At 71.6% G+C, this 20570-nt stretch carries 16 protein-coding genes; 12 read left to right on the top strand and 4 right to left on the bottom strand.

Annotated elements, in window-relative coordinates; all coding sequences use genetic code 11:
- The first annotated feature begins 150 nt into the window (after positions 1 to 150).
- The 6 genes from ACIRVK_RS24530 (at position 151) to ACIRVK_RS24505 (ending at position 6548) form a co-directional block, all read left to right on the top strand.
- Positions 151 to 822 (top strand): potassium-transporting ATPase subunit C, encoded by a 672-nt coding sequence (locus ACIRVK_RS24530; RefSeq protein WP_404250430.1) that lies wholly within the window; start codon positions 151 to 153, stop codon positions 820 to 822.
- A 29-nt stretch (positions 823 to 851) separates the two neighbouring features.
- Positions 852 to 1535, top strand: a complete 684-nt coding sequence (locus ACIRVK_RS24525; RefSeq protein ID WP_404250428.1) for a response regulator — start codon at positions 852 to 854, stop codon at positions 1533 to 1535.
- A gap of 93 nt (positions 1536 to 1628) precedes the next feature.
- Positions 1629 to 3584, top strand: coding sequence for a potassium transporter Kup (locus tag ACIRVK_RS24520; protein WP_404250426.1), 1956 nt, complete (start codon positions 1629 to 1631; stop codon positions 3582 to 3584).
- 105 nt (positions 3585 to 3689) lie between these two features.
- A complete protein-coding gene (gene pcaC / locus ACIRVK_RS24515; protein WP_404250424.1) occupies positions 3690 to 4997 on the top strand; it encodes a 4-carboxymuconolactone decarboxylase in 1308 nt (435 codons plus the stop codon).
- Positions 4998 to 5068: 71 nt separating this feature from the next.
- Positions 5069 to 5704, top strand: coding sequence for an MBL fold metallo-hydrolase (locus ACIRVK_RS24510; RefSeq protein ID WP_404250422.1), 636 nt, complete (start codon positions 5069 to 5071; stop codon positions 5702 to 5704).
- Between the two features lie 52 nt (positions 5705 to 5756).
- A complete protein-coding gene (locus ACIRVK_RS24505) occupies positions 5757 to 6548 on the top strand; it encodes an exodeoxyribonuclease III (RefSeq protein ID WP_404250420.1) in 792 nt (263 codons plus the stop codon).
- A 16-nt stretch (positions 6549 to 6564) separates the two neighbouring features.
- Here ACIRVK_RS24505 and ACIRVK_RS24500 read toward each other — a convergent pair whose 3' ends face one another.
- Positions 6565 to 8301 carry a GDSL-type esterase/lipase family protein gene (locus ACIRVK_RS24500; protein WP_404250445.1) on the bottom strand — a complete coding sequence of 579 codons (1737 nt, stop codon included), beginning with the start codon at positions 8299 to 8301 and terminating at the stop codon, positions 6565 to 6567.
- 196 nt (positions 8302 to 8497) lie between these two features.
- On the opposite strand from ACIRVK_RS24500, the gene ACIRVK_RS24495 reads away from it, so the two are divergent.
- Positions 8498 to 8905 (top strand): DUF6278 family protein, encoded by a 408-nt coding sequence (locus tag ACIRVK_RS24495; RefSeq protein ID WP_404250418.1) that lies wholly within the window; start codon positions 8498 to 8500, stop codon positions 8903 to 8905.
- Positions 8906 to 9086: 181 nt separating this feature from the next.
- On the opposite strand, the gene ACIRVK_RS24490 is transcribed toward ACIRVK_RS24495, so the two are convergent.
- Positions 9087 to 10652: a CocE/NonD family hydrolase gene (locus ACIRVK_RS24490; protein ID WP_404250416.1), complete on the bottom strand. Its 1566-nt coding sequence runs from the start codon at positions 10650 to 10652 to the stop codon at positions 9087 to 9089.
- 116 nt (positions 10653 to 10768) lie between these two features.
- Positions 10769 to 11527: a hypothetical protein gene (locus ACIRVK_RS24485; protein WP_404250414.1), complete on the bottom strand. Its 759-nt coding sequence runs from the start codon at positions 11525 to 11527 to the stop codon at positions 10769 to 10771.
- A 144-nt stretch (positions 11528 to 11671) separates the two neighbouring features.
- On the opposite strand from ACIRVK_RS24485, the gene ggt reads away from it, so the two are divergent.
- On the top strand, positions 11672 to 13474 hold the full coding sequence (gene ggt / locus ACIRVK_RS24480; protein WP_404250412.1) for a gamma-glutamyltransferase: 1803 nt from the start codon (positions 11672 to 11674) through the stop codon (positions 13472 to 13474).
- Positions 13475 to 13548: 74 nt separating this feature from the next.
- On the opposite strand, the gene ACIRVK_RS24475 is transcribed toward ggt, so the two are convergent.
- The gene (locus ACIRVK_RS24475; RefSeq protein WP_404250410.1) at positions 13549 to 16095 is read right to left on the bottom strand and encodes an ATP-dependent Clp protease ATP-binding subunit; all 2547 of its coding nucleotides are present in this window, start codon (positions 16093 to 16095) and stop codon (positions 13549 to 13551) included.
- 150 nt (positions 16096 to 16245) lie between these two features.
- Between ACIRVK_RS24475 and ACIRVK_RS24470 the strand changes: the two genes are divergently transcribed.
- From ACIRVK_RS24470 to ACIRVK_RS24455, 4 genes are all read left to right on the top strand, one after another.
- Complete coding sequence (locus ACIRVK_RS24470; protein WP_404250408.1) at positions 16246 to 16497, top strand: helix-turn-helix domain-containing protein; 252 nt, start codon at positions 16246 to 16248, stop codon at positions 16495 to 16497.
- A 126-nt stretch (positions 16498 to 16623) separates the two neighbouring features.
- Positions 16624 to 18219: a hypothetical protein gene (locus ACIRVK_RS24465; protein WP_404250406.1), complete on the top strand. Its 1596-nt coding sequence runs from the start codon at positions 16624 to 16626 to the stop codon at positions 18217 to 18219.
- A gap of 181 nt (positions 18220 to 18400) precedes the next feature.
- Positions 18401 to 19243 (top strand): nitrilase-related carbon-nitrogen hydrolase, encoded by an 843-nt coding sequence (locus ACIRVK_RS24460; RefSeq protein ID WP_404250404.1) that lies wholly within the window; start codon positions 18401 to 18403, stop codon positions 19241 to 19243.
- Positions 19240 to 20523, top strand: a complete 1284-nt coding sequence (locus ACIRVK_RS24455; protein WP_404250402.1) for an aspartate aminotransferase family protein — start codon at positions 19240 to 19242, stop codon at positions 20521 to 20523. The genes ACIRVK_RS24460 and ACIRVK_RS24455 overlap by 4 nt, the downstream gene beginning before the upstream one ends.
- Positions 20524 to 20570 lie beyond the last annotated feature (47 nt).

The raw sequence follows: 20570 nt of genomic DNA, 5'->3' as shown, positions 1-20570 counted from the left end.
GGCCGGTCAGCGCCGACAAGATGCTGCGGCGCAACCTGACGATCTACGGCATCGGCGGGCTGATCGCGCCCTTCATCGGCATCAAGATCATCGACTTGCTCATCTCCCTCATCCCCGGGCTGTAACTTCTTGGAAGCGTGCTGAACCGCCATGAACAACTCCGTAACGAACACCGCCCGGCTGCTCGGCGCCGGCCTGCGCGCCCTGCTCGTGCTGACCCTGGTGACCGGCGTCATCTACCCGCTCGTCATCACGGGTGTGGCCCAGGCGCTGTTCCCCGACAAGGCGAACGGCTCCGAGATCAAGGCGGACGGGAAGGTCGTCGGCTCGTCCCTGATCGGGCAGTCGTACAACCTGCCGCTGAAGAAGGGGCAGCAGACCCCGGAGCCCGACCTGCGGTGGTTCCAGGGCCGACCGTCGGGTGGCCTCGGCACCAACAGCGTCAACACGCAGTACAAGCTGATCCTGTCCGGCGCGACCAACCTTGCTGCCGACAACAAGAACCTCATCCAGCAGGTGAAGGACGCCAAGGCCGCCGTCATCAAGGACAACTCGGTGCCGGGCTACACCGTCACGGCGTCCCAGGTCCCCGCCGACGCCGTCACGTCGTCCGGCTCGGGCCTGGACCCGGACATCTCCCCGGCCTACGCGGAACTCCAGGTCCACCGCGTCGCCGCGAAGAACGGCCTGTCCGTCGCGGCGGTGGAGAAGCTGGTCGAGGACCACACCGAGGGGCGCACGCTCGGCTTCATGGGTGAGCCCCGGGTGAACGTCCTCGAACTCAACATCGCGCTCAAGGCCCTCGCGGCGAAGACGAGTTGACGCCGTTACCCGTTGAAAGGCGCACACCCATGACAAGGGTGTTGGTGGTGGAGGACGACCCGCAGCTCGTCCGGGCCCTCGTGATCAACATGCGGGCCCGGCGGTACGGCGTGGACGCCGCCCCCGACGGGGCCACGGCCCTGGAGCTCGCGGCCACCCGCCGGCCGGACGTCGTGATGCTCGACCTCGGCCTGCCCGACATGGACGGGGTCGAGGTCATCAGGGCGCTGCGCGGCTGGACCCGGGTGCCGATCCTGGTGCTGTCGGCACGTCAGGCGTCCGAGGAGAAGGTCGCCGCGCTCGACGCGGGCGCCGATGACTACATCACCAAGCCGTTCAGCATGGACGAACTCCTGGCCCGGCTGAGGGCCGCCGTGCGGCGCACCGAGGACCTGGCCCTCGTCCCCGAGGCGACCTTGGTGGAGACCGAGGGGTTCACCGTCGACCTGTCCGCCAAGAAGGTCGTGCGGGACGGCGGGGACGTACGGCTGACCCCGACCGAGTGGCACCTGCTGGAGATCCTGATCACGAACCCCGGCAGGCTGATCACCCAGAAGCAGCTGCTGCAGGAGGTCTGGGGGGTCACCCAGGCCAACAAGAGCAACTACCTGCGGGTCTACATGGCCCAGCTGCGGCGCAAGCTCGAGTCGGACCCCGCCCATCCCCGCTACCTGATCACCGAACCCGGTATGGGCTACCGCTTCGAGGGATGACAGGACCTGCCCCGGCGACCTGACACATGCGTGGGTATTGTCCGCACTGACGCACGGGCCGACGGCAGGGGCGGCCCGCGAGAAGGAGGTTCCATGGCCGGCAGCCGGCAGGAGTCCGCGTCGGCGAGTCCTCCGGAGGCGCACAGGCAGCTCGCGCACGACTCGGTGCGCCTCGCCGTCGTGGTCGGCGCTCTCGGTGTGGTCTTCGGTGACATCGGGACGAGCCCGATCTACACCCTCCAGACCGTGTTCGACCCCGGCGACCCGCACCCCGTGCCGGTCTCCGCGCAGAACGTGTACGGCGTGGTGTCCCTGGTCTTCTGGTCGGTCATGATCGTCGTGACGGTCACCTACGTCCTGCTGGCGATGCGCGCGGACAACGAGGGTGAGGGCGGCATCATGGCGCTGATCACCCTGCTGCGCCGGTGGTCCTCGCAGCGGGGCAGGCGGACCGCCGCCGTCCTGGCCGCGCTGGGCATCTTCGGCGCCTCCCTGTTCTTCGGCGACAGCATGATCACCCCGGCGATCTCGGTCCTGTCCGCGGTCGAGGGACTCAAGGTCGTCGAGCCCTCGCTGGCCGAAGCGGTCGTGCCCATCACCGCGGTGATCATCGTGATCCTGTTCCTGGTGCAGCGCCGGGGCACCGCGGCGGTGGGCCGGGTGTTCGGGCCGGTCATGATCGCCTGGTTCACGGCGATCGGCGCGTGCGGTGTGAAGGGCATCGCCGAGCACCCGGGCATCCTCCGGGCGCTGTCACCGACGTACGCCCTGGGGTTCCTCTTCGGCCACTTCGGCACCGCCTTCTTCGCCCTCGCGGCGGTCGTGCTCGCGGTCACCGGTGCCGAGGCGCTCTACGCCGACATGGGGCACTTCGGTCGCCGGTCCATCACCCGGGCCTGGCTGTTCCTCGTCTTCCCGGCCTGCGTCCTGAGCTACCTCGGCCAGGGCGCGCTGATCCTGAACGACCCGAAGAACGTCAGCAGCCCGTTCTTCCTGCTCGTGCCCCACTGGGGGCGCTGGCCGATGATCCTGCTGGCCACGGCGGCCACCGTGATCGCCTCCCAGGCGGTGATCACCGGCGCGTACTCGGTGACCTCCCAGGCCGCGCAGCTCGGCTACCTGCCGCGCCTGCGGGTCGCGCACACCTCCGAGTCCACGATCGGGCAGATCTACGTCCCCTGGGTCAACTGGCTGCTGATGGTCTCGGTCCTCACCCTGGTCTTCGCCTTCCGCAGCTCCGCGGCGCTGGCCTTCGCGTTCGGCATGGCCGTCACCGGCACCATCACCATCACCACGCTGCTGTTCTTCTACATCGCCCGGGCGAAGTGGGGCACACCTCGCTGGCTCATCGGCATCGGTGCCGGCGTCCTGCTCTTCGTGGACCTGCTGTTCGTGGCGGCCAACCTGACCAAGCTGGTGCACGGCGCGTGGCTGCCGCTGCTGATCGGCCTGACCGTGTTCACCGTGATGACGACCTGGCAGCGCGGCCGCAGCATCGTCACGGCGGAACGGGAGCGGCACGAGGGCCCGCTTCCCGAGTTCATCGAGCGCCTGCGCACCGGGACGCTGCCGACGCGCCGTGTCCCCGGCACCGCCGTCTTCCTCAACCGGGGCAAGGAGACCGCCCCCCTGGCCATGCGGGCCAACGTGGAGCACAACCACGTACGGCACGAGCAGGTCGTCATCCTGTCCATCGAGACCGAGCCCGTCCCCCGCGTCCCGGTCGAGCGGCGCCTCCTCGTCGACAGCCTCGGCTTCGCCGACGACGGCATCGTGCACGTCACGGCCCGGTACGGCTACATGGAGACGCCGGACGTACCCGCCACGCTGGCGATGCTCGACGCGGCCGAGACGGAAGGGCCGCTGGATCTGGAGAGGGCGTCCTACTTCCTGTCGAAGATAGAGCTGCGCCGCGGCAAGGCGGCGACGATGGCCCCGTGGCGCAAGCGCCTGTTCATCGCCACGTCCTACATCACGGCCGACGCCGCCGAGTACTTCGGTCTGCCCGGCGACCGTACGGTCATCATGGGCTCCCACATCGAGGTGTGACCGCGACCGCGGGGCAACTCCCCACCCCGGTCTTTCACCCGATCCGGCCCCTATCCTCACAAACTCCTTCCTGGGGTGTTCGTGAGAGATGAGAGGGTCGGTCGGGTGAGCGAGACACCACCGAACACCCTGCAGTACCGCTTCGACGGGCCGGAAGACGCCCCGGTCCTCATCCTCGGCCCCTCCCTGGGCACCACCTGGCACATGTGGGACCGCCAGACGGGAGAGCTGACGAAGCAGTGGCGTGTCCTCCGGTTCGACCTGCCGGGGCACGGCGGGGCGCCCGCCCACCCGGCGGGTTCGGTCGCCGACCTCGTCTCCCGGCTGCTGACCACGCTCGACGCGCTCGGCGTGCACCGCTTCGGCTACGCGGGCTGCGCCCTCGGCGGCGCGGTCGGCCTGGACCTGGCCTTGCGGTACCCCGAACGGCTCGCCTCGCTCGCGCTGATCGCCGCCTCGCCGCGCTTCGGTACAGCCGACGAGTTCCGGCAGCGCGGGGTGATCGTGCGCACGAACGGGCTCGACCCCATCGCCCGCACCTCGCCCGACCGGTGGTTCACCGGCGGGTTCGCCGCGGCGCAGCCGGCGATCACCGAATGGGCCGTGCAGATGGTGCGCACCACCGACCCCGGCTGCTACATCGCCGCATGCGAGGCGCTGGCCGCGTTCGACGTGCGGACCGAGCTGGGCAGGGTCGGTGTGCCGACGCTGGTGCTGGCGGGTTCGGAGGACCAGGTCACCGGGCCCGCCGAGGCCCGCACGCTGGTCGCCGGCATACCCGACGCCCGCCTGGCCGTCGTCCCCGGGGCCTCGCACCTGGTGCCGGTCGAGCAGCCCGCGGCCGTCACCGACCTGCTGGTCCGGCACTTCTCCGCCGCCTGGCAGCCCGGCTACGTCGAGTCCTCCACCGGCCAGATCGCCATTCCGGCGGGTCCCGTCAAACCGGTCCTCGCGGCGCCCGTGCAACCTCCTCGGACGGTCCCCCGCGCGGAGATCGCCCCAGCCGTCGCGCCGCCGCGGACGGACGGGCGACCGGATCCCCACGACGCCGGGGTCAAGGTCCGCCGCGAGGTGCTCGGAGACGCGCACGTGGACCGGGTGCTGGCGCAGGCGGACGAGTTCTCCGGGGACTTCCAGGAGTTCGTCACCCGTTACGCGTGGGGCGAGGTCTGGGACCGGCCCGGCCTCGACAGACGCTCCCGCAGCTGTGTCACCCTCGCCGCCCTGGTCGCCGGCGGCCACCTGGAGGAGCTGGCGGTCCACACCCGCGCCGCCCTGCGCAACGGCCTCACCCCGGCCGAGATCAAGGAGGTGCTGCTGCAGACGGCCGTCTACTGCGGCATTCCGGCGGCGGGCAGCGCGTTCAGGGTCGCCCAGCAGGTCATCAGGGAGGAGACCACGCCCACCGAGTGATCGCCGAACGGGTGGCGGGAGCACCAGGCTGAGGCACCCGAGGTCGCGTGCGGGAGGGCAGGATGGAAGCCATGAAGCTCACCAAGATGTCCCACGCGTGCGTGCGCCTCGAGAAGGACGGGCGCACGCTCGTCCTCGACCCGGGCGCGTTCAGCGAGCAGGACGCCGCCGCCGGCGCCGACGCGATCCTCGTCACCCACGAGCACCCCGACCACTTCGACGAGGGCCGGCTGCGCGCGGCCCTGGAGGCGAACCCGGCCGCCGAGGTCTGGACGCTCACCTCGGTCGCCGAGCAGATCGCGGCCGCCTTCCCGGGCCGCGTGCACACCGTCGGCCACGGCGACAGCTTCACCGCGGCCGGCTTCGACGTCGAGGTCCACGGCGAGCTGCACGCGGTCATCCACCCGGACATCCCGCGCATCACCAACGTCGGCTACCTGATCGACGGCGGCAGGGTCTTCCACCCCGGCGACGCGCTCACCGTCCCGGGCCGGCCGGTGGAGACGCTGATGCTGCCCGTCATGGCCCCCTGGAACAAGATCTCCGAGGTCATCGACTACGTCCGCGAGGTCAAGCCCCAGCGGGCGTACGACATCCACGACGCCCTGCTCACCGACCTCGCCCGGCCGGTCTACGACCGCCAGATCGGCACCCTCGGCGGCTCCGAGCACCTGCGGCTGACGCCGGGCGACTCGGCCGAAGTCTGACCGGGAGGGCGGGGCGACCGCGTTGTCGTACCCGCCCGGTAGGTTGTCAGGCATGCGCATCGCCACCTGGAACGTGAACTCGATCACCGCCCGTTTGCCGAGGCTGCTGGCCTGGCTGGAGAGCAGCAACACCGACGTGCTCTGCCTCCAGGAGGCCAAGCTGGCCGAGGAACAGTTCCCCTTCGAGCCACTGCGTGAGCTGGGCTACGAGGCGGCGGTGAACGCGACCGGGCGGTGGAACGGCGTGGCGGTGCTCTCCCGCGTCGGCATCGAGGACGTCGTCAAGGGCCTGCCCGGCGACCCCGGGTACGAGGGGGCGCCCGAGCCCCGCGCCATCTCGGCGACGTGCGGCCCGCTCCGCGTCTGGTCGGTGTACGTGCCGAACGGCCGGGAGGTGGACCACCCGCACTACGCCTACAAGCTCCAGTGGTTCGAGGCGCTGAAGGCGGCCGTGGCGAGCGACGCGAGCGGCGGCCGCCCCTTCGCGGTCCTCGGCGACTACAACGTCGCGCCGACGGACGACGACGTCTACGACGTGGCCGCCTTCGAGGGCCTCACCCATGTCACCCCCGCCGAGCGCGCCGCCCTCGCCGCCCTGCGCGAGGCGGGCCTGTCGGACGTGGTCCCGCGCCCCCTCAAGTACGAGCACCCCTTCACCTACTGGGACTACCGCCAGCTCTGCTTCCCCAAGAACCGCGGCATGCGCATCGACCTGGTGTACGCCAACGAGCCGTTCACCAAGGCGGTCACGGACGCCTACGTGGACCGCGAGGAACGCAAGGGCAAGGGCGCCTCGGACCACGCACCGGTGGTGGTCGACCTGGACCTGCCGTTGGCCCCCTGAGCCGGTCCGCCGCCGCTCACGGCACCAGCAGGCGCAGGTCCACCGACCGCGCCAGCGCGGCGAGGCCCGCGTCGCCTGGATGCAGATGGTCCTCGCTGTCGTAGGCCGGCAGCATCCGCCTGGGCAGCCGCGGGTCCCGCAGCACCGCGTCGAAGTCCAGTACGGCGTCGAACACCCCGCTCTCGCGCATCCAGGTGTTCACCGCGGCGCGTTCGGCGTCCACGACGGCCGTGCACCGTGCCTCGCCGCCGCAGGGCAGGATCGTGGCCGCCAGCACCCGCAGCCCCCGCGCACGGGCCCGGTCGGCGACCTCGCGCAGGCCCCCGACGACCTGACCCGCCGTGGACCCCGCCCGCAGGTCGTTCACACCCTCGAAGACGATCACCGTACGGGCCGACGCCTGCGCGAAGGCGTCCCGGTCCAGGCGGTGCAGCGCGCTCACTCCGGACTGGTCCGTGGACACCGCGTCGCCGGGATACCCGTCGGTGACCACACGGTTGCCGGAGACGCCCTGGTTCAGGACCCCGTAGTGCGGGACCACACCCTGCGCCAGCAGCCGCCTGGCCAGCACGTTCGTCCACCGCCTGTCGGCGTCGGCCGTGGACCTGTCGCCGTCCGTGATCGAGTCCCCGACCGCCACCACCGACCCCGGCCCGCCGCTCACGTCCACCCCGGTCAGCAGGGGCCAGGTCGTCAGGACGGTGGTGAACGCCGCCGCGGAACTCTCCGCCGTGTGGTCGCCCGGCACGCTCACGTACGACCGTTGCACCGCGAGCCGGTGCAGCGGCGCGGCCGTCACCGTGTCCGGAAGATGGAAGCTCACCAGCAGACCCGCGTCCGCGGGCACGGTGAAGCCGAGCGGATCACTGAACGCCTGTGCCCCCGCCGGGATCTCCACCCCGCGCGCCCCGCCGAAGGTCACCGGCACCGGCACGTCCCGCGCCGCCGCCCCCGCCGCCCGCACGGCGACCGTCGCGCTCCCGATCCGCACCGGCGCCGCCGCGAACGTGTTGTCAAACCGCAGCCGCACCCGGGGCCCGCCCACCGAGGTGTGCACCACCAGCCGCACGGTCCGGTCGCTCCACGGCCCCACCGCCGCCTCACCGGAGGTCGCCGCCGCCCAACTCCCGGTCCAGCCGAGCCCCGAGTCCCGCACGGCCAGCGCGAACACATGCACCCCGGCCGCCCGGGGCAGCCGCACCGAGGCGACCGTGCGCTCCGCCACCAGCGGCACCGTCACGACGTACAGCCGGGCCCGCCCGGTGACCTGCCCGGCGGCGCGGGTGTTGAGGTGCGGCAGCGCCACGGCCTTGGTGGCGAGGGGGCCGGTGCGCCAGTCGGGGACCGTCAGCCGGTAGGTGGACCGCGTGCCGTCCTCGTACGCCACCTCGCCCGTGCCGCCCGCCTCTGCGCCGCCCGTGCCGGCCGCCAGGAAGGCGAGCGCGTCACCGCGTCCGGCGAGGCGCACGTCCTGTCCGTCGGCCAGGACGTTGTCCGGCTCGCCGGGCGCCCGCAGTGGCCAGGTCAGCCGGGCCCCCTGCACGGTGAGCGCCTGGCCCGGCGTCCAGCCCGCGGCGGCGAGGTCCCGCGCCGACAGGGAGTCGCCGTGGCCGTCGAAGTCGGCGCGGCAGGGAAGCGCGTCCTCGCTGACGGCCGCGTTGTCGAACAGCCGCTCCAGCGGCTGCGGTTGGGCGTCGGCGGCCGGGGCGGCCCGGGTCGACGTGACCGGAACCAGGGCCGTGAACAGGGCCATGGCGATCGTGAACCCCCGGACTCCTCGACGCACGACCGGCTCCCCCGCTCACCTGTGGGACGAAAGACGCAGGTGAAGCTAGAGAGACACCTGGGACCCGTCAACGCGCCATGCGCGGACGGGACCGGAAATCGCCCCGAAGTGAGCACCCGCGCGCCTGTGGTGCGTACGCCGGTGCGAATGACAGGCTGGGAGTATGAAGATCCCCTTTCTGGGCGACCGGCACGAGAAGTACGGCGACCTCGACCCCGAGGGCATCGCCGAACTCCTCGCCGAGTGTGAACTGCTGCGCTCCCTGGCTTCCCAGGAGGGCGTCCAACTCGACGACACCGTCGACTCCTTGGAGGCGCTCGACCAGCTTCTGCCGCGCTGGCGGGGCGACGAGGAGAACGAGTCCTGGCTCGGCAACGACGCGGGCCTGTACCTGGGCACCGTCATCGTGCGGGGCGTGCCCGGCGCCGCCTGGGAGATCCGGGAGGACGGCCAGCCCGTCGTCCGGCTCGAGTCCGGCCGCGAGTTCGACGTCGTGGAGTCCGGTCAGGAATGGGCCGACAGCGGTGCGCCGGAGCTCTCCCAGGTGTACGCCGAAGCCGCGGAAGCGTGATCCTTTGGCCCAAGAGTCGACGTAAATACGGCTAATGCCCGAAAAGTGCGTGTCGTGTACTGACTCCCCTCGTGCCTGGATAGTTTGCGGCAATCACGACACAACGGTGAAGGGGGAGCCGCGCTCGACCGGGCATGATCGACGACGTCAGGAACCGTACCCGCCCGGCTGCAGCCGGAGATCACTGCTCGCCCAGCGGAATCGACACGTACGACGGGTCGTTCGCCGGTGAGGAGAAGGTCAGCTGCGCGCCGGACGGGTTGTGCCCGATGTAGAGCGGGTCGACCGTGTCGACGACCAGGGCCAGCCGGTGCCCGGCCGGCACGTCGTAGGCCGTGGAGAACAGGTCCAGGTCGAGGCCGAACGGCCGCCCGGGTGTGCGCCCGTGGAAGGTGTACGGCGCGTTGCTGACCAGCTTGCCGATGCCGAGCGGCCCCACGTCGTAGAGGTAGGCGATCAGCGTGCCGCTCTCCTTCGTCGGGGTGAGCGTGGTGTGCAGACGGGCGGTGCCGCGCACGCGTTGGGCGGTGGCGTACCTCGGCGACTGCCAGACGGCGGCCCAGCGGCGGGGGAGCAGGGGGATCGAGGCGAGCGGGGGCAGCCTGGCCACCTGGTCGAGGATGCTGGACAGGAAGACGATCCCGCCGTCCGCCCCGGAGTCGACGTTGGTGTGGATCGTGGTCGTGCCGGCCAGGGCGATCTTCCGGTCGGTCGCGGTGACCGACTTCCAGTCGGGGTAGCCCTCGTAGCCGCCCGAGGAACGGGACTTGAGCCGGACGGGCTGCTCGCGGTCGACGCCGTTGTGCTCGCCCTTGAGGTAGTGGTCGAACCAGCGGGCGGTGTCCGTCCAGACGTCGTTGGGCAGGCCGAACAGGCCCGTGAGTTCGGCGGTGGCATGGTCGCCGGGCCGGAACTCGAGTCTCTTCGGGCCGGTCAGCTTCTCGTAGAAGTCCGCGTACTGGTTGGGCGGAAAGACGGTGTCGCCCCAGGAGTTGGCTAGCATGAGCGCCGTGCCGTTCTTGTTCAACTGGTTCACATAGGTAGCGGGGGAACGTTTCTTCCCCCAGGCGATGATCTCCTTCTCCTTCGACAGGTCGGAGGCGTAGAAGTCGTCGAAGACCTGTCGCACCTCGGGATCCTGGCGGCCGGTGACCAGGCTCAGGCCGTCCAGCAGGGCCGCGGCCTGGACGTGCTGGGTGCGGCCGGAGTAGATCGAGCCGATCAGGTCCGCCCAGCCGCTCAGCGCCGCGACCGCCCTGATACGCCGGTCGTGCGCGGCGGCGAGCAGGCTGATGCCGGCGCCGTAGGAGACGCCCGCCATGCCGACGCGCCGCGCGTCCGCGGGGGTGTGGGCCAGTGCCCAGTCGATGACCCTGGACGCGTCGGCCGTGTCCTGTGGTCCGGCCACTTCTATCTCGCCGCCGGACTGCCAGAAGCCGCGCACGTTGTAACTGACCACGACATAGCCGGAGTCGGCCAGCTTCTGGGCCTGCGCGAGGTACTCGACCTGCGGGAAGCCCCAGCTCGTGGGGAGGACGAGCAGCGGGTAGTGGTGGGTGCCGTCGCTGCCCGCGGGCGTGACGACGTTCGCCTTGAGCACGGTCCCGCCGTCCCCGGCGATGTCGACGAAGCGGACGGTGCCCGCGGCCTGGGCGGCGGGGGCGACGCCGAGGACGCCACCGGCGACCAGGGTCGCGGAGACGGCGCCCACGGCGGTCGTGCGCAGGGCCTTGCGACGGTGTCCCACGGGTCACTCCTCACTCGTGTCAGTGCAAAGTGACCAGACGTTATCCAGCCCGGCTTACCTGAAGTAACCCGCCGGTAAGTTACGCGCCGGTAACGATTGTTGTGGTGTGAATCAGTTCAGGACGCACGGTGGGAGTTGCGTGGAGGCGCCGAGGCCGGAAGCGGGGTCTTCGCCTCCCGGGTCACGTCCGCGACCAGCTCCACCACGTCCGGGCCGTACGCCTGCGAGTTGACCACCTTCAGCAGCAGGACGAACGAGGTGTCGCCGTGCTTGCGCGCCAACCGCTCGTGGTTGCGGGCGAGATAGCGGGTGGCGGCCTGGTTGGTGATCGCCGTCTGACCGCAGAAGAGGAACACCGGACGGGCCCGGGGGCTCTGGTCCACGGTCAGGCGGGCGAGCAGGGCGTACTCCTCCCGACCCGGCTCCACCCGGTAGCGCTCGGTGCCGACCTGGAAGGCGCCGCGATCCGGGCCGGGTTCGGAGTCCACGTTCACCCGCACCCCGGGGAGCAGGGAGGCCAGGTGGGCGGTCATACGGCGGTTGGAGGCCGGGCCGCCCACGCAGAACTCGGTGCGCTCGCCGAAACCCTGGCGCACCGTGTCGTGCGCGAGGACCTGGGCGCTGGCGTTGCAGTCCTTGATGAGGGCGGCGAGTTCCAGCAGCGCGAACACGTCGTACCGCATCACCGTCAACTCGGGCCCGGCGGCGCCGCGGTTGACCACCAGCAGCGACTCCGAGTTGTCCGGCAGCCCGAAGAACGCCTGCTTGCGGCGGAGTTTGCGCCGCCACAGGTACGTACGGGCGAGCCAGCCGAGCGCGGCGCTGATGCCGGCCGCGACCACGCCCAGGACGATGTTGCGCACGTCGTCGTTCATGGGCGCGCATGGTAGCGGGCCGACCCGACCAGCACGTACCGGTGTTCGACGTGTGGCGTTCGCGTGACAGCAGCCGGAAGGGGTCTGTCGAGGCCCCGCGTGATGTGGTTAGGCTGCGCGGACGTCCTTGGACTGGAGGTACTGATGCGTCGCCCCCTCGCGCGGAAACTGTCGGTCCTGGCGGTCTCGGCCGCCGTGGTGTCGGTGGGAGCGGCGGCGCCGCCGACGCCCTCGACGAGCGCGATGCCGGGGAAGGTTCCGGTCCAGGTCGGCTACGGGGGCGCCGTCGCCAGCGTGGACGCGGACGCCACCGCCGCCGGCATCGAGGTCCTGAAGAAGGGCGGCAACGCGGTCGACGCGGCCGTCGCGACGGCGGCCGCCCTGGGCGTCACCGAGCCCTACTCCTCCGGTATCGGGGGCGGCGGCTACTTCGTCTACTACGACGCCAAGTCCCGTACGGTGCACACCATCGACGGCCGGGAGACCGCTCCGCTGACCGCCGACTCCCACCTCTTCGTGGAGAACGGCAAGCCGCTCGCCTTCGCCGACGCCGTCAGCAGCGGCCTGAGCGTCGGCACCCCGGGCACGCCGGCCACCTGGCAGACCGCGCTGGAGAAGTGGGGCAGCAGACGGCTGGGCACGGTACTGAAGCCGGCCGAGCGGATCGCCCGGAACGGGTTCACCGTCGACGACACGTTCCGCTCGCAGACCGCCGCCAACGAGACGCGGTTCCGCTACTTCCCCGACACGGCGAGGCTCTTCCTGCCGGGCGGCCGGCTGCCGGCCGTCGGCTCCACCTTCAGGAACCCCGAACTCGCCAGCACCTACCAGGAGTTGGGGAAGAAGGGCGTCGGCGCCATCTACCACGGCGATCTCGGCAGGGACATCGTCAACACGGTGAACCACCCGCCGGTGGACCCCGCTTCGGGCTGGAACGCCCGCCCCGGCAAGCTCTCCGACAAGGACCTCGCGGCCTACCACACCAAGCTCCAGGCGCCGACCGAGACGGGGTACCGGGGCCTGAAGGTCTACTCGATCGCGCCCTCCTCCTCCGGCGGCACGACGGTCGGCGAGGCCCTCAACATCCTGGAGAACACGGACCTCTCGAAGGCGAGCGAGGTCCAGTACCTGCACCACTTCATCGAGGCCAGCCGGATCGCCTTCGCGGACCGGGGCCGCTGGGTCGGTGACCCCGCCTTCGAGGACGTACCGACGAAGGGGCTGCTCTCGCAGCGGTTCGCCGACTCGCGGGCCTGCCTGATCAAGGACGACGCGGTGCTGACCAGTCCGGTGGCGCCGGGGGACCCGCGGCATCCGGCGGCGTGCGGCGCCGGCGGCACGGCGGCCCCGACGACGTACGAGGGCGAGAACACGACGCATCTGACGGTGGCCGACAAGTGGGGCGACGTCGTGTCCTACACGCTGACCATCGAGCAGACGGGCGGCAGCGCGATCACGGTGCCGGGACGCGGGTTCCTGCTCAACAACGAGCTGACGGACTTCTCCTTCGCGCCCGCCAACCCCGCCGTGCACGACCCGAACCTGCCGGGTCCGGGGAAGCGGCCGCGGTCGTCCATCTCGCCGACCATCGTGCTCGACAAGGCCGACCGGCCCGTGGTGGCCGTCGGTTCACCGGGCGGAGCGACCATCATCACGACCGTGCTGCAGGTGCTGACCGAGTTCCTCGACCGGCATCTGCCCCTGGTCGACGCGATCGCCGCCCCACGGGCCAGCCAGCGCAACGCCGCCAAGACCGAACTCGAACCCGCCCTCTACAACAGCGATCTGAGGGGCGAGCTGGAGGCCATCGGGCACTCCTTCTCACTGAATCCGGAGATCGGGGCGGCGACCGGCGTGCAGCGGCTGCCGAACGGAAAGTGGCTGGCGGCCGCCGAGAAGGTACGACGGGGTGGCGGATCGGCGAGGGTGGTGGACCCGGCGCCCTAAGGGGTGTTTTGAAAGCCCCGCACAGCACCCGCGGTGGACTTTCAAAACACCCCCTAGCGCCGCGACAGGCACAGTCACAGCTCGGCGGTGGGCGCCTCCTGCTCGGGAAGGAACACGAGGCGTCCATCCGCCACGTCCACCGTCACCCGGCCGCCCTCGCCGATCGTGCCGCCGAGCAGGAGCCGGGACAGCTGGTTGTCGACCTCGCGCTGGATCGTCCGGCGCAACGGACGGGCGCCGTACTCCGGCTGGAACCCGCGTTCCGCCAGCCAGTCCACGGACCTGCCCGTGAACGCGACCGTGACGCCCTGGGCGTGCATCAGGCGCCGGGTCTTCTCCAGCAACAGGTCGGTGATCTGCCGGAGTTGATCACCCGTCAGCTGCCGGAAGACGACGATCTCGTCGATGCGGTTGAGGAACTCGGGGCGGAAGTGGTCGCGCAGGGGCCGCAGGATCTGTTCGCGCCGCGCCTCCTCGTCCGCCTCGGAGCCGGCCGCGTTGAAGCCGATGCCGGCACCTCGGCGGGTGATCGCCTCCGAGCCGAGGTTGCTGGTCATGACGATCACCGTGTTGGTGAAGTCCACCGTGCGGCCCTGGGAGTCGGTCAGCCGGCCGTCGTCCAGCACCTGGAGCAGGATGTTGAAGACGTCGGGGTGCGCCTTCTCCACCTCGTCGAGGAGCAGCAGCGAGTACGGGTGCCGGCGCACGACCTCCGTGAGCTGGCCCGCCTCCTCGTGGCCCACGTACCCGGGCGGGGCGCCCACCAGGCGGCTGACGGTGTGGCGCTCCTGGTACTCGCTCATGTCGAGGCGGACCATGCGGTCCTCGCTGCCGAACAGGGCCTCGGCGAGAGCGCGGGCCAGCTCCGTCTTGCCGACGCCGGTCGGACCGAGGAAGAGGAAGCTGCCGATCGGGCGGTCGGGGCTCGCGAGACCGGCCCGCGAGCGCATGACGGCCTCGGCGACCACGCCGACCGCCTCGTCCTGGCCGACCACCCGCCGGTGCAGGTGCTCCTCCAGGCCCAGCAGGCGTTCCTTCTCCTCCTGGGTGAGGCTGCTGACCGGGATGCCGGTCTGCCGGGACACCACCTCGGCGATCGCCTCCGCGCTCACCTCCAACTGGCCCTCGTCCGCCTCGTCGCCGCCCGCCGTGTCGGCGATCCGCTTGTTCAACTCGGCTATGCGGTCGCGCAGTTGCGTCGCCTGCTCGTACTGCTCGTCGGCGACCGCCTGGTCCTTGTCCCGGCTCAGCTGCTCGGCCTCGCGCTCCAGGGCCCGTACGTCCGTGCCCTTCGTGCGGGCGCGCAGCCGTACCCGGGCGCCGGCCTGGTCGATCAGGTCGATGGCCTTGTCGGGGAGCCGGCGGTCGGTGAGGTAGCGGTCGGACATCTCCACGGCGGCGACCAGGGCCTCGTCGCTGTAGCGGACCTGGTGGTGGGCCTCGTAGCGGTCGCGCAGCCCGCGCAGGATCTCGATGGTGTCGGCGACGGACGGCTCCGGGACCAGGATCGGCTGGAAGCGGCGCGCCAGTGCCGCGTCCTTCTCGATCCGGCGGAACTCCTCCAGCGTGGTCGCGCCGACGATGTGCAACTCGCCGCGCGCGAGGGCCGGTTTGAGGATGTTCCCGGCGTCCATCGCGCCGCCCTCGCCGCCGCCCCCTGCTCCGACGACCGTGTGCAACTCGTCGATGAAGACGATCAGTTGGTCGGAGTGGGCGCGGATCTCGCCGACGATGTTGTTGAGGCGTTCCTCGAAGTCGCCGCGGTAGCGGGTGCCCGCGACCACGCCTGTCAGGTCCAGGGCGACCACCCTGCGGCCGATCAGCACGTCGGGCACGTCCCCGTCGGCGATCCGCTGGGCGAGCCCCTCCACGATCGCGGTCTTGCCGACGCCGGCGTCCCCGATCAGCACCGGGTTGTTCTTGCCGCGCCGGGACAGCACCTCGATGGTCTGCTCGATCTCGCCGTCCCGGCCGATCACCGGGTCGATACGGCCCTGCCGGGCCAGGTCGGTCAGGTCACGGCCGTACTTGTCGAGGGTGGGCGTGCCCGTGGAGCGGGGGCGCTCACCGCGGGGCGGCGCCGCCTCCGGCGCCTCCGGGGGCAGCCCGCTCGGGGCGAACCGGGCCGAGTTGAGGATGTGCCCGGCGGCCGAGTCCGGGTTCGCGGCCAGCGCGCTGAGCACGTGCTCGGGGCCGATGTAACCGGTGCCGCTCGCCCGCGCCAGTTCGTGCGCGTCCAGCAGGGCGCGCTTGACGGCCGGCGTCAGCGAGAGCGAGGTCGGCGCGGGCGCCTCGTCGGGCGCGTGCTGGGCCGGGCCGGAGCGTTCGTCGATCTCCGAGGCGAGGGAGTCGGGGTCCGCGCCGGCCCGGCTGAGCAGGCTACGGGTCGGCTCGGTCGCCAGGGCGGCGCGCAGCAGGTGCTGGGTGTCCAGATCCCGGCTGCCGTGCTCCGCCGCGTACTGGGCGGCACCGCGCACCAGTTCCCGTGCGGGTTGGCTGAGCAGGCGGCCTATGTCTATCTGGCGGGGGCCCTGACGGGGGCCGCCGAAGAAACGGGCGAGGAACTCTCCGAAGGGGTCGCCCTCCGAGCCGAAGCCCGCCGGGGGGAAGCCGCTGGTCATCGCTTCTGTCCTTCGTTGACGACTGCCGGAGTCGGGCCGGGTAACCGGACGAGGGGCGTTCATGCCACGATGACACGATCCGTGCGGACGGGCATGTCCGGCGTGTCCCCATTTGTATACCGGCTTTTTCGACCGGGTTAGAATGGCGCCATGGTGCGCACCCCTCTCACCCCCGAAGAGCACGAACGCGGCGAGCGGCTCGGCCGGCTGCTGCGTACGGCCCGTGGTGGGCGGAGCATGACGGACGTCGCGGCCGAGGCGGGGATCTCCGCGGAGACGCTCCGCAAGATCGAGACCGGGCGTGCGCCGACCCCCGCTTTCTTCACCGTCGCCGCGCTCGCCCGGGCGCTCGGGCTGTCCATGGACGAGCTGGCCGAGCGGTGCGCGCTCGTGCCCGTGTGACGCCCGCCGGTCAAGATCCCGTAATGAGGCCTCTGCGCACTGCCGGAAAACTTCCCGTAGCACCCGCGTAACACGACTGGTGTTGCCTACGGAACCGGAGTGCTCCGGTCGGGCGGGAGTTGGGCGATGGCTGTGGATCAACTCCCGGGCCAGGTACGGGAGTTCGCGAACTACCTGAACGGCCTGCTGGCGCGTGTGAACCAGGCCGGCGGCTGGTGCGCGGTGTTCTGGCAGCGTGACCCGGACGGTATGCGGGCCTGCCTGGAGGGGCGGGAGGTGCCGCCCTGGGACGTCGTGGAGGCGCTGCTCTACGATCTCGCCGCGGGGCCGACGCCGGGGGCGGTGCCCGCCGAACGGGAGCGGGCCCGCGCCCTGCACGCCGCCGCGCTCGACGCCCACGACGCCCGCCCCGGCGGCCGGGACGCCCTCGGCGACCGGCTGGACGTGATACTCCGCGAGCAGCGCTACGCCGCCGACCGCCAGGCGGAGCTGGGCCGCCGCCTCGCCTCCGCGGTCACCCGCGAGGAGGCCGACGCCCTCCGCCTCGACCTCGCCTGGGCCCGCGACGACCATGAACGCGCCACCGCCCGCTGCGCCGAACTCCGGTCGCGCATGGACCGGCTGGGCCGCCGCACGGCCGGCGACCGCGCGGCGGCGACCCGCCGGACACGCCTCGCACAGGCGCCCGTCTACCGCATCGACCGGGACTTCCCGGACCCCGACACGGAAACGGCCGACACCCACGCCGCACCCACCTCGCAACAGCACGGCCCTGAGGATTCCGCGCCGGCCGGTGGTCATGGGGGTGCCTACGGCTCCGCGGGCCACGACCCGGGGCGGCAGCCGGACCCGAACGCCGCTCACACCGCATGGGACCTCGACGCCGCTCAGCCCGCCCAGGCTCCCTCCGCCGGCCGGCCCGCCGCCTCGCAGCCCTCGGCCGTGCAGGAGCCCGTGCAGGCTGCCGAGCCGCCCACCTCCAGGCAGCGCAAGCGCCGGCGGGGCAGTGCCCGTTTCGCCGGGATGGGCGAGGGGGAGGCCGTGCCCGTCGTGGTACCGCCGAGTGGCGAACCGGTCCGGCCCGCCGCAGAGGCCGCCGGCGGGCGCGGTCCGCGGGGAGCGCGGTTCGCCGGGGCCGCCGGGGCTCCCGAGGCGGCCGAGTCGCCCGTGCAGCAGGCCGAGCCGGTGGACCCGGCGGCGTCGCATGAGGTCGCGGGGGCCGTCGCGCGGCTGGTGCGGCTGCGCGCGGAGGAACGCAGCGGCGAGGCGCACGCCCTGCTGGTCGAGGCCGCCCACTGGCCCGTCGCCCGGTTCCCGCTGCTCGCCGACGAGCTGCAGCGGGCGGGGCTGGGGGCGGACTGGGCGACCCTGCTGTGGGAGGCCGCCTCGCTGCCCGCCGAGCGCCTGGTCGCCGCCGCGGACGCCCTCGCCGTGGCCGGACGCGGCGCCGACGGCGAGCAGGTCCTGCGGCAGGGCGTGGCCAGGCCCGCCGGCGAGATCGGGCGGGCCGTGCTGGGCCTCGCTGCAGAGGGCCGCCACCGCGAGGTGCGGGCCCTGCTCGACGCGTACGTCCGGGTCCGCACCCCGGAGGAGGCGGCCCGCAGCGCCGAGCCCGATCCGGGGACCCTCGTCCCCCTGCTGCTGGAGGCTGCACGGGGTGTTTCGGACGAGCGACACTGGGATCTGGTGCACGCCCTCCGGGTCGCCGGTTTCGCCGCCTGACAACCACCCCGTCCACCCCTGACACCGGCAGCTCCACTCACCCACAGGAGTGCGAAACGTGATCGACTCCGCCGGTTAACGGCGATGGTCTTGGCAAGGCCCTCCCGGAGGCTTACGTTCATCCCTCTACGGCCTGTTCTACGTGCGTAGAGGCGCTGAAGACCCGCCGAAGGAGCAGCTCATGGCCAACGTCGTACGTGCCGCTCTGGTCCAGGCCGCCTGGACCGGCGACACCGAGTCCATGGTGGCGAAACACGAGGAGCACGCCCGCGAGGCGGCCCGCCGGGGCGCGAAGATCATCGGGTTCCAGGAGGTCTTCAACAGCCCCTACTTCTGCCAGGTCCAGGAACCCGAGCACTACCGCTGGGCCGAGCCCGTGCCCGACGGTCCGACCGTGCGTCGTATGCAGGATCTCGCGCGCGAGACGGGCATGGTGATCGTCGTACCGGTCTTCGAGGTAGAGCAGTCCGGTTTCTACTACAACACCGCCGCCGTGATCGACGCCGACGGCACCGTCCTCGGCAAGTACCGCAAGCACCACATCCCGCAGGTCAAGGGTTTCTGGGAGAAGTACTACTTCAAGCCCGGGAACGTCGGCTGGCCCGTCTTCGACACGGCCGTCGGCAAGGTCGGCGTCTACATCTGCTACGACCGCCACTTCCCGGAGGGCTGGCGGCAACTCGGGCTCAACGGTGCCCAGTTGGTGTACAACCCGTCGGCCACGCACCGCGGTCTGTCCTCCCACCTGTGGCGCCTGGAGCAGCCCGCGGCGGCCGTCGCCAACGAGTACTTCGTCGCCGCGATCAACCGCGTCGGCCAGGAGGAGTACGGCGACAACGACTTCTACGGTACGAGTTACTTCGTCGACCCGCGTGGACAGTTCGTGGGTGACGTGGCAAGTGACAGCAAGGAGGAACTCGTGGTCCGAGACCTGGACTTCGACCTGATCGAGGACGTCAGGCAGCAGTGGGCGTTCTACCGGGACCGCCGGCCCGACGCGTACGAGGGGCTGGTGCGGCCGTGACCGACCTCTACGCCCGCCACCGGTCGGTGCTGCCCGACTGGCTGGCGCTCTACTACGAGAGCCCCCTCGAGATCACCCACGGCGAGGGCCGGCACGTCTGGGACTCGGACGGCAACCGGTACCTCGACTTCTTCGGCGGCATCCTCACCACGATGACCGCGCACGCGCTGCCCGAGGTGACGAAGGCGGTCAGCGAGCAGGCCGGGCGGATCCTCCACTCGTCCACTCTCTACCTCAACCGGCCGATGGTCGAACTCGCCGAGCGCATCGCCCAGTTGAGCGGCATCCCGGACGCCCGCGTCTTCTTCACCACCTCCGGCACCGAGGCCAACGACACCGCCCTGCTGCTCGCCACCACCTACCGGCGCAGCAACACCATCCTGGCGATGCGCAACAGCTACCACGGCCGCTCCTTCAGCGCGGTCGGCATCACCGGCAACCGTGGCTGGTCCCCGACCTCGCTGTCCCCGCTGCAGACGCTGTACGTGCACGGGGGCGTCCGCACCCGCGGCCCGTACGCGGGCCTCGGCGACGCCGACTTCATCGCGGCCTGCGTCGAGGACCTGAAGGACCTGCTCGGCCACACCCGCCCGCCCGCCGCGCTGATCGCCGAGCCGATCCAGGGCGTCGGCGGCTTCACCTCGGGCCCGGACGGCCTGTACGCCGCCTTCCGCGACGTGCTCGCCGAACGCGGCATCCTGTGGATCGCCGACGAGGTGCAGACCGGCTGGGGCCGCACCGGCGACCACTTCTGGGGCTGGCAGGCACACGGCCAGAGCGGCCCGCCGGACATCCTGACCTTCGCCAAGGGTATCGGCAACGGCAGCTCCATCGGCGGGGTCGTCGCCCGCGCCGAGATCATGAACTGCCTGGACGCCAACAGCATCTCGACGTTCGGCGGCACCCAGATCACCATGGCGGCGGGCCTCGCCAACCTCAATTACCTGCTGGAACACGACCTGCAGGGCAACGCCCGGCGGGTCGGCGGACTGCTCGCGGAGCGGCTGCGGGCCGTCGCCGCGCAGGTTCCGCACGTACGGGAGGTGCGCGGGCGCGGACTGATGCTCGGCATCGAGCTGGTGAAGCCGGGGACGGACGAGGCAGCCCCGGACGCCGCGTCCGCCGTGCTGGAGGCGACCCGCGCCGACGGGCTGCTCATCGGCAAGGGCGGCGGCCACAACACCAGCGCCCTGCGCATCGCCCCGCCCCTGTCCCTCACGGTCGCGGAGGCCGAGGAGGGCGCCGCGATCCTCGAACGCGCTCTGAGGAGCCTCGCCTAGTGCCGCGGCCGGCAACGTTTGCCCGTGAAGGAGCGGCGTCGTGGGGG

This window comes from Streptomyces sp. NPDC101152 (assembly GCF_044768275.1).
In the GTDB taxonomy this organism is placed as follows: domain Bacteria; phylum Actinomycetota; class Actinomycetes; order Streptomycetales; family Streptomycetaceae; genus Streptomyces.
The sequence above is the reverse complement of the archived record's forward strand: the minus strand, read 5'-3'. Positions and strand labels throughout refer to the sequence as shown.

What these genes read in the sequence shown, in the direction of transcription:
- ACIRVK_RS24460 (WP_404250404.1), top strand. Translation starts at nt 18,401, where the DNA reads ATGGCCAACGTCGTACGTGCCGCTCTGGTCCAGGCCGCCTGGACCGGC.
- ggt (WP_404250412.1), top strand. Translation starts at nt 11,672, where the DNA reads ATGCGTCGCCCCCTCGCGCGGAAACTGTCGGTCCTGGCGGTCTCGGCC.
- ACIRVK_RS24500 (WP_404250445.1), bottom strand. Translation starts at nt 8,301, where the DNA reads ATGGCCCTGTTCACGGCCCTGGTTCCGGTCACGTCGACCCGGGCCGCC.
- ACIRVK_RS24525 (WP_404250428.1), top strand. Translation starts at nt 852, where the DNA reads ATGACAAGGGTGTTGGTGGTGGAGGACGACCCGCAGCTCGTCCGGGCC.
- ACIRVK_RS24470 (WP_404250408.1), top strand. Translation starts at nt 16,246, where the DNA reads ATGGTGCGCACCCCTCTCACCCCCGAAGAGCACGAACGCGGCGAGCGG.
- ACIRVK_RS24495 (WP_404250418.1), top strand. Translation starts at nt 8,498, where the DNA reads ATGAAGATCCCCTTTCTGGGCGACCGGCACGAGAAGTACGGCGACCTC.
- ACIRVK_RS24510 (WP_404250422.1), top strand. Translation starts at nt 5,069, where the DNA reads ATGAAGCTCACCAAGATGTCCCACGCGTGCGTGCGCCTCGAGAAGGAC.
- ACIRVK_RS24485 (WP_404250414.1), bottom strand. Translation starts at nt 11,527, where the DNA reads ATGAACGACGACGTGCGCAACATCGTCCTGGGCGTGGTCGCGGCCGGC.
- ACIRVK_RS24475 (WP_404250410.1), bottom strand. Translation starts at nt 16,095, where the DNA reads ATGACCAGCGGCTTCCCCCCGGCGGGCTTCGGCTCGGAGGGCGACCCC.
- ACIRVK_RS24520 (WP_404250426.1), top strand. Translation starts at nt 1,629, where the DNA reads ATGGCCGGCAGCCGGCAGGAGTCCGCGTCGGCGAGTCCTCCGGAGGCG.
- ACIRVK_RS24530 (WP_404250430.1), top strand. Translation starts at nt 151, where the DNA reads ATGAACAACTCCGTAACGAACACCGCCCGGCTGCTCGGCGCCGGCCTG.
- ACIRVK_RS24465 (WP_404250406.1), top strand. Translation starts at nt 16,624, where the DNA reads ATGGCTGTGGATCAACTCCCGGGCCAGGTACGGGAGTTCGCGAACTAC.
- ACIRVK_RS24505 (WP_404250420.1), top strand. Translation starts at nt 5,757, where the DNA reads ATGCGCATCGCCACCTGGAACGTGAACTCGATCACCGCCCGTTTGCCG.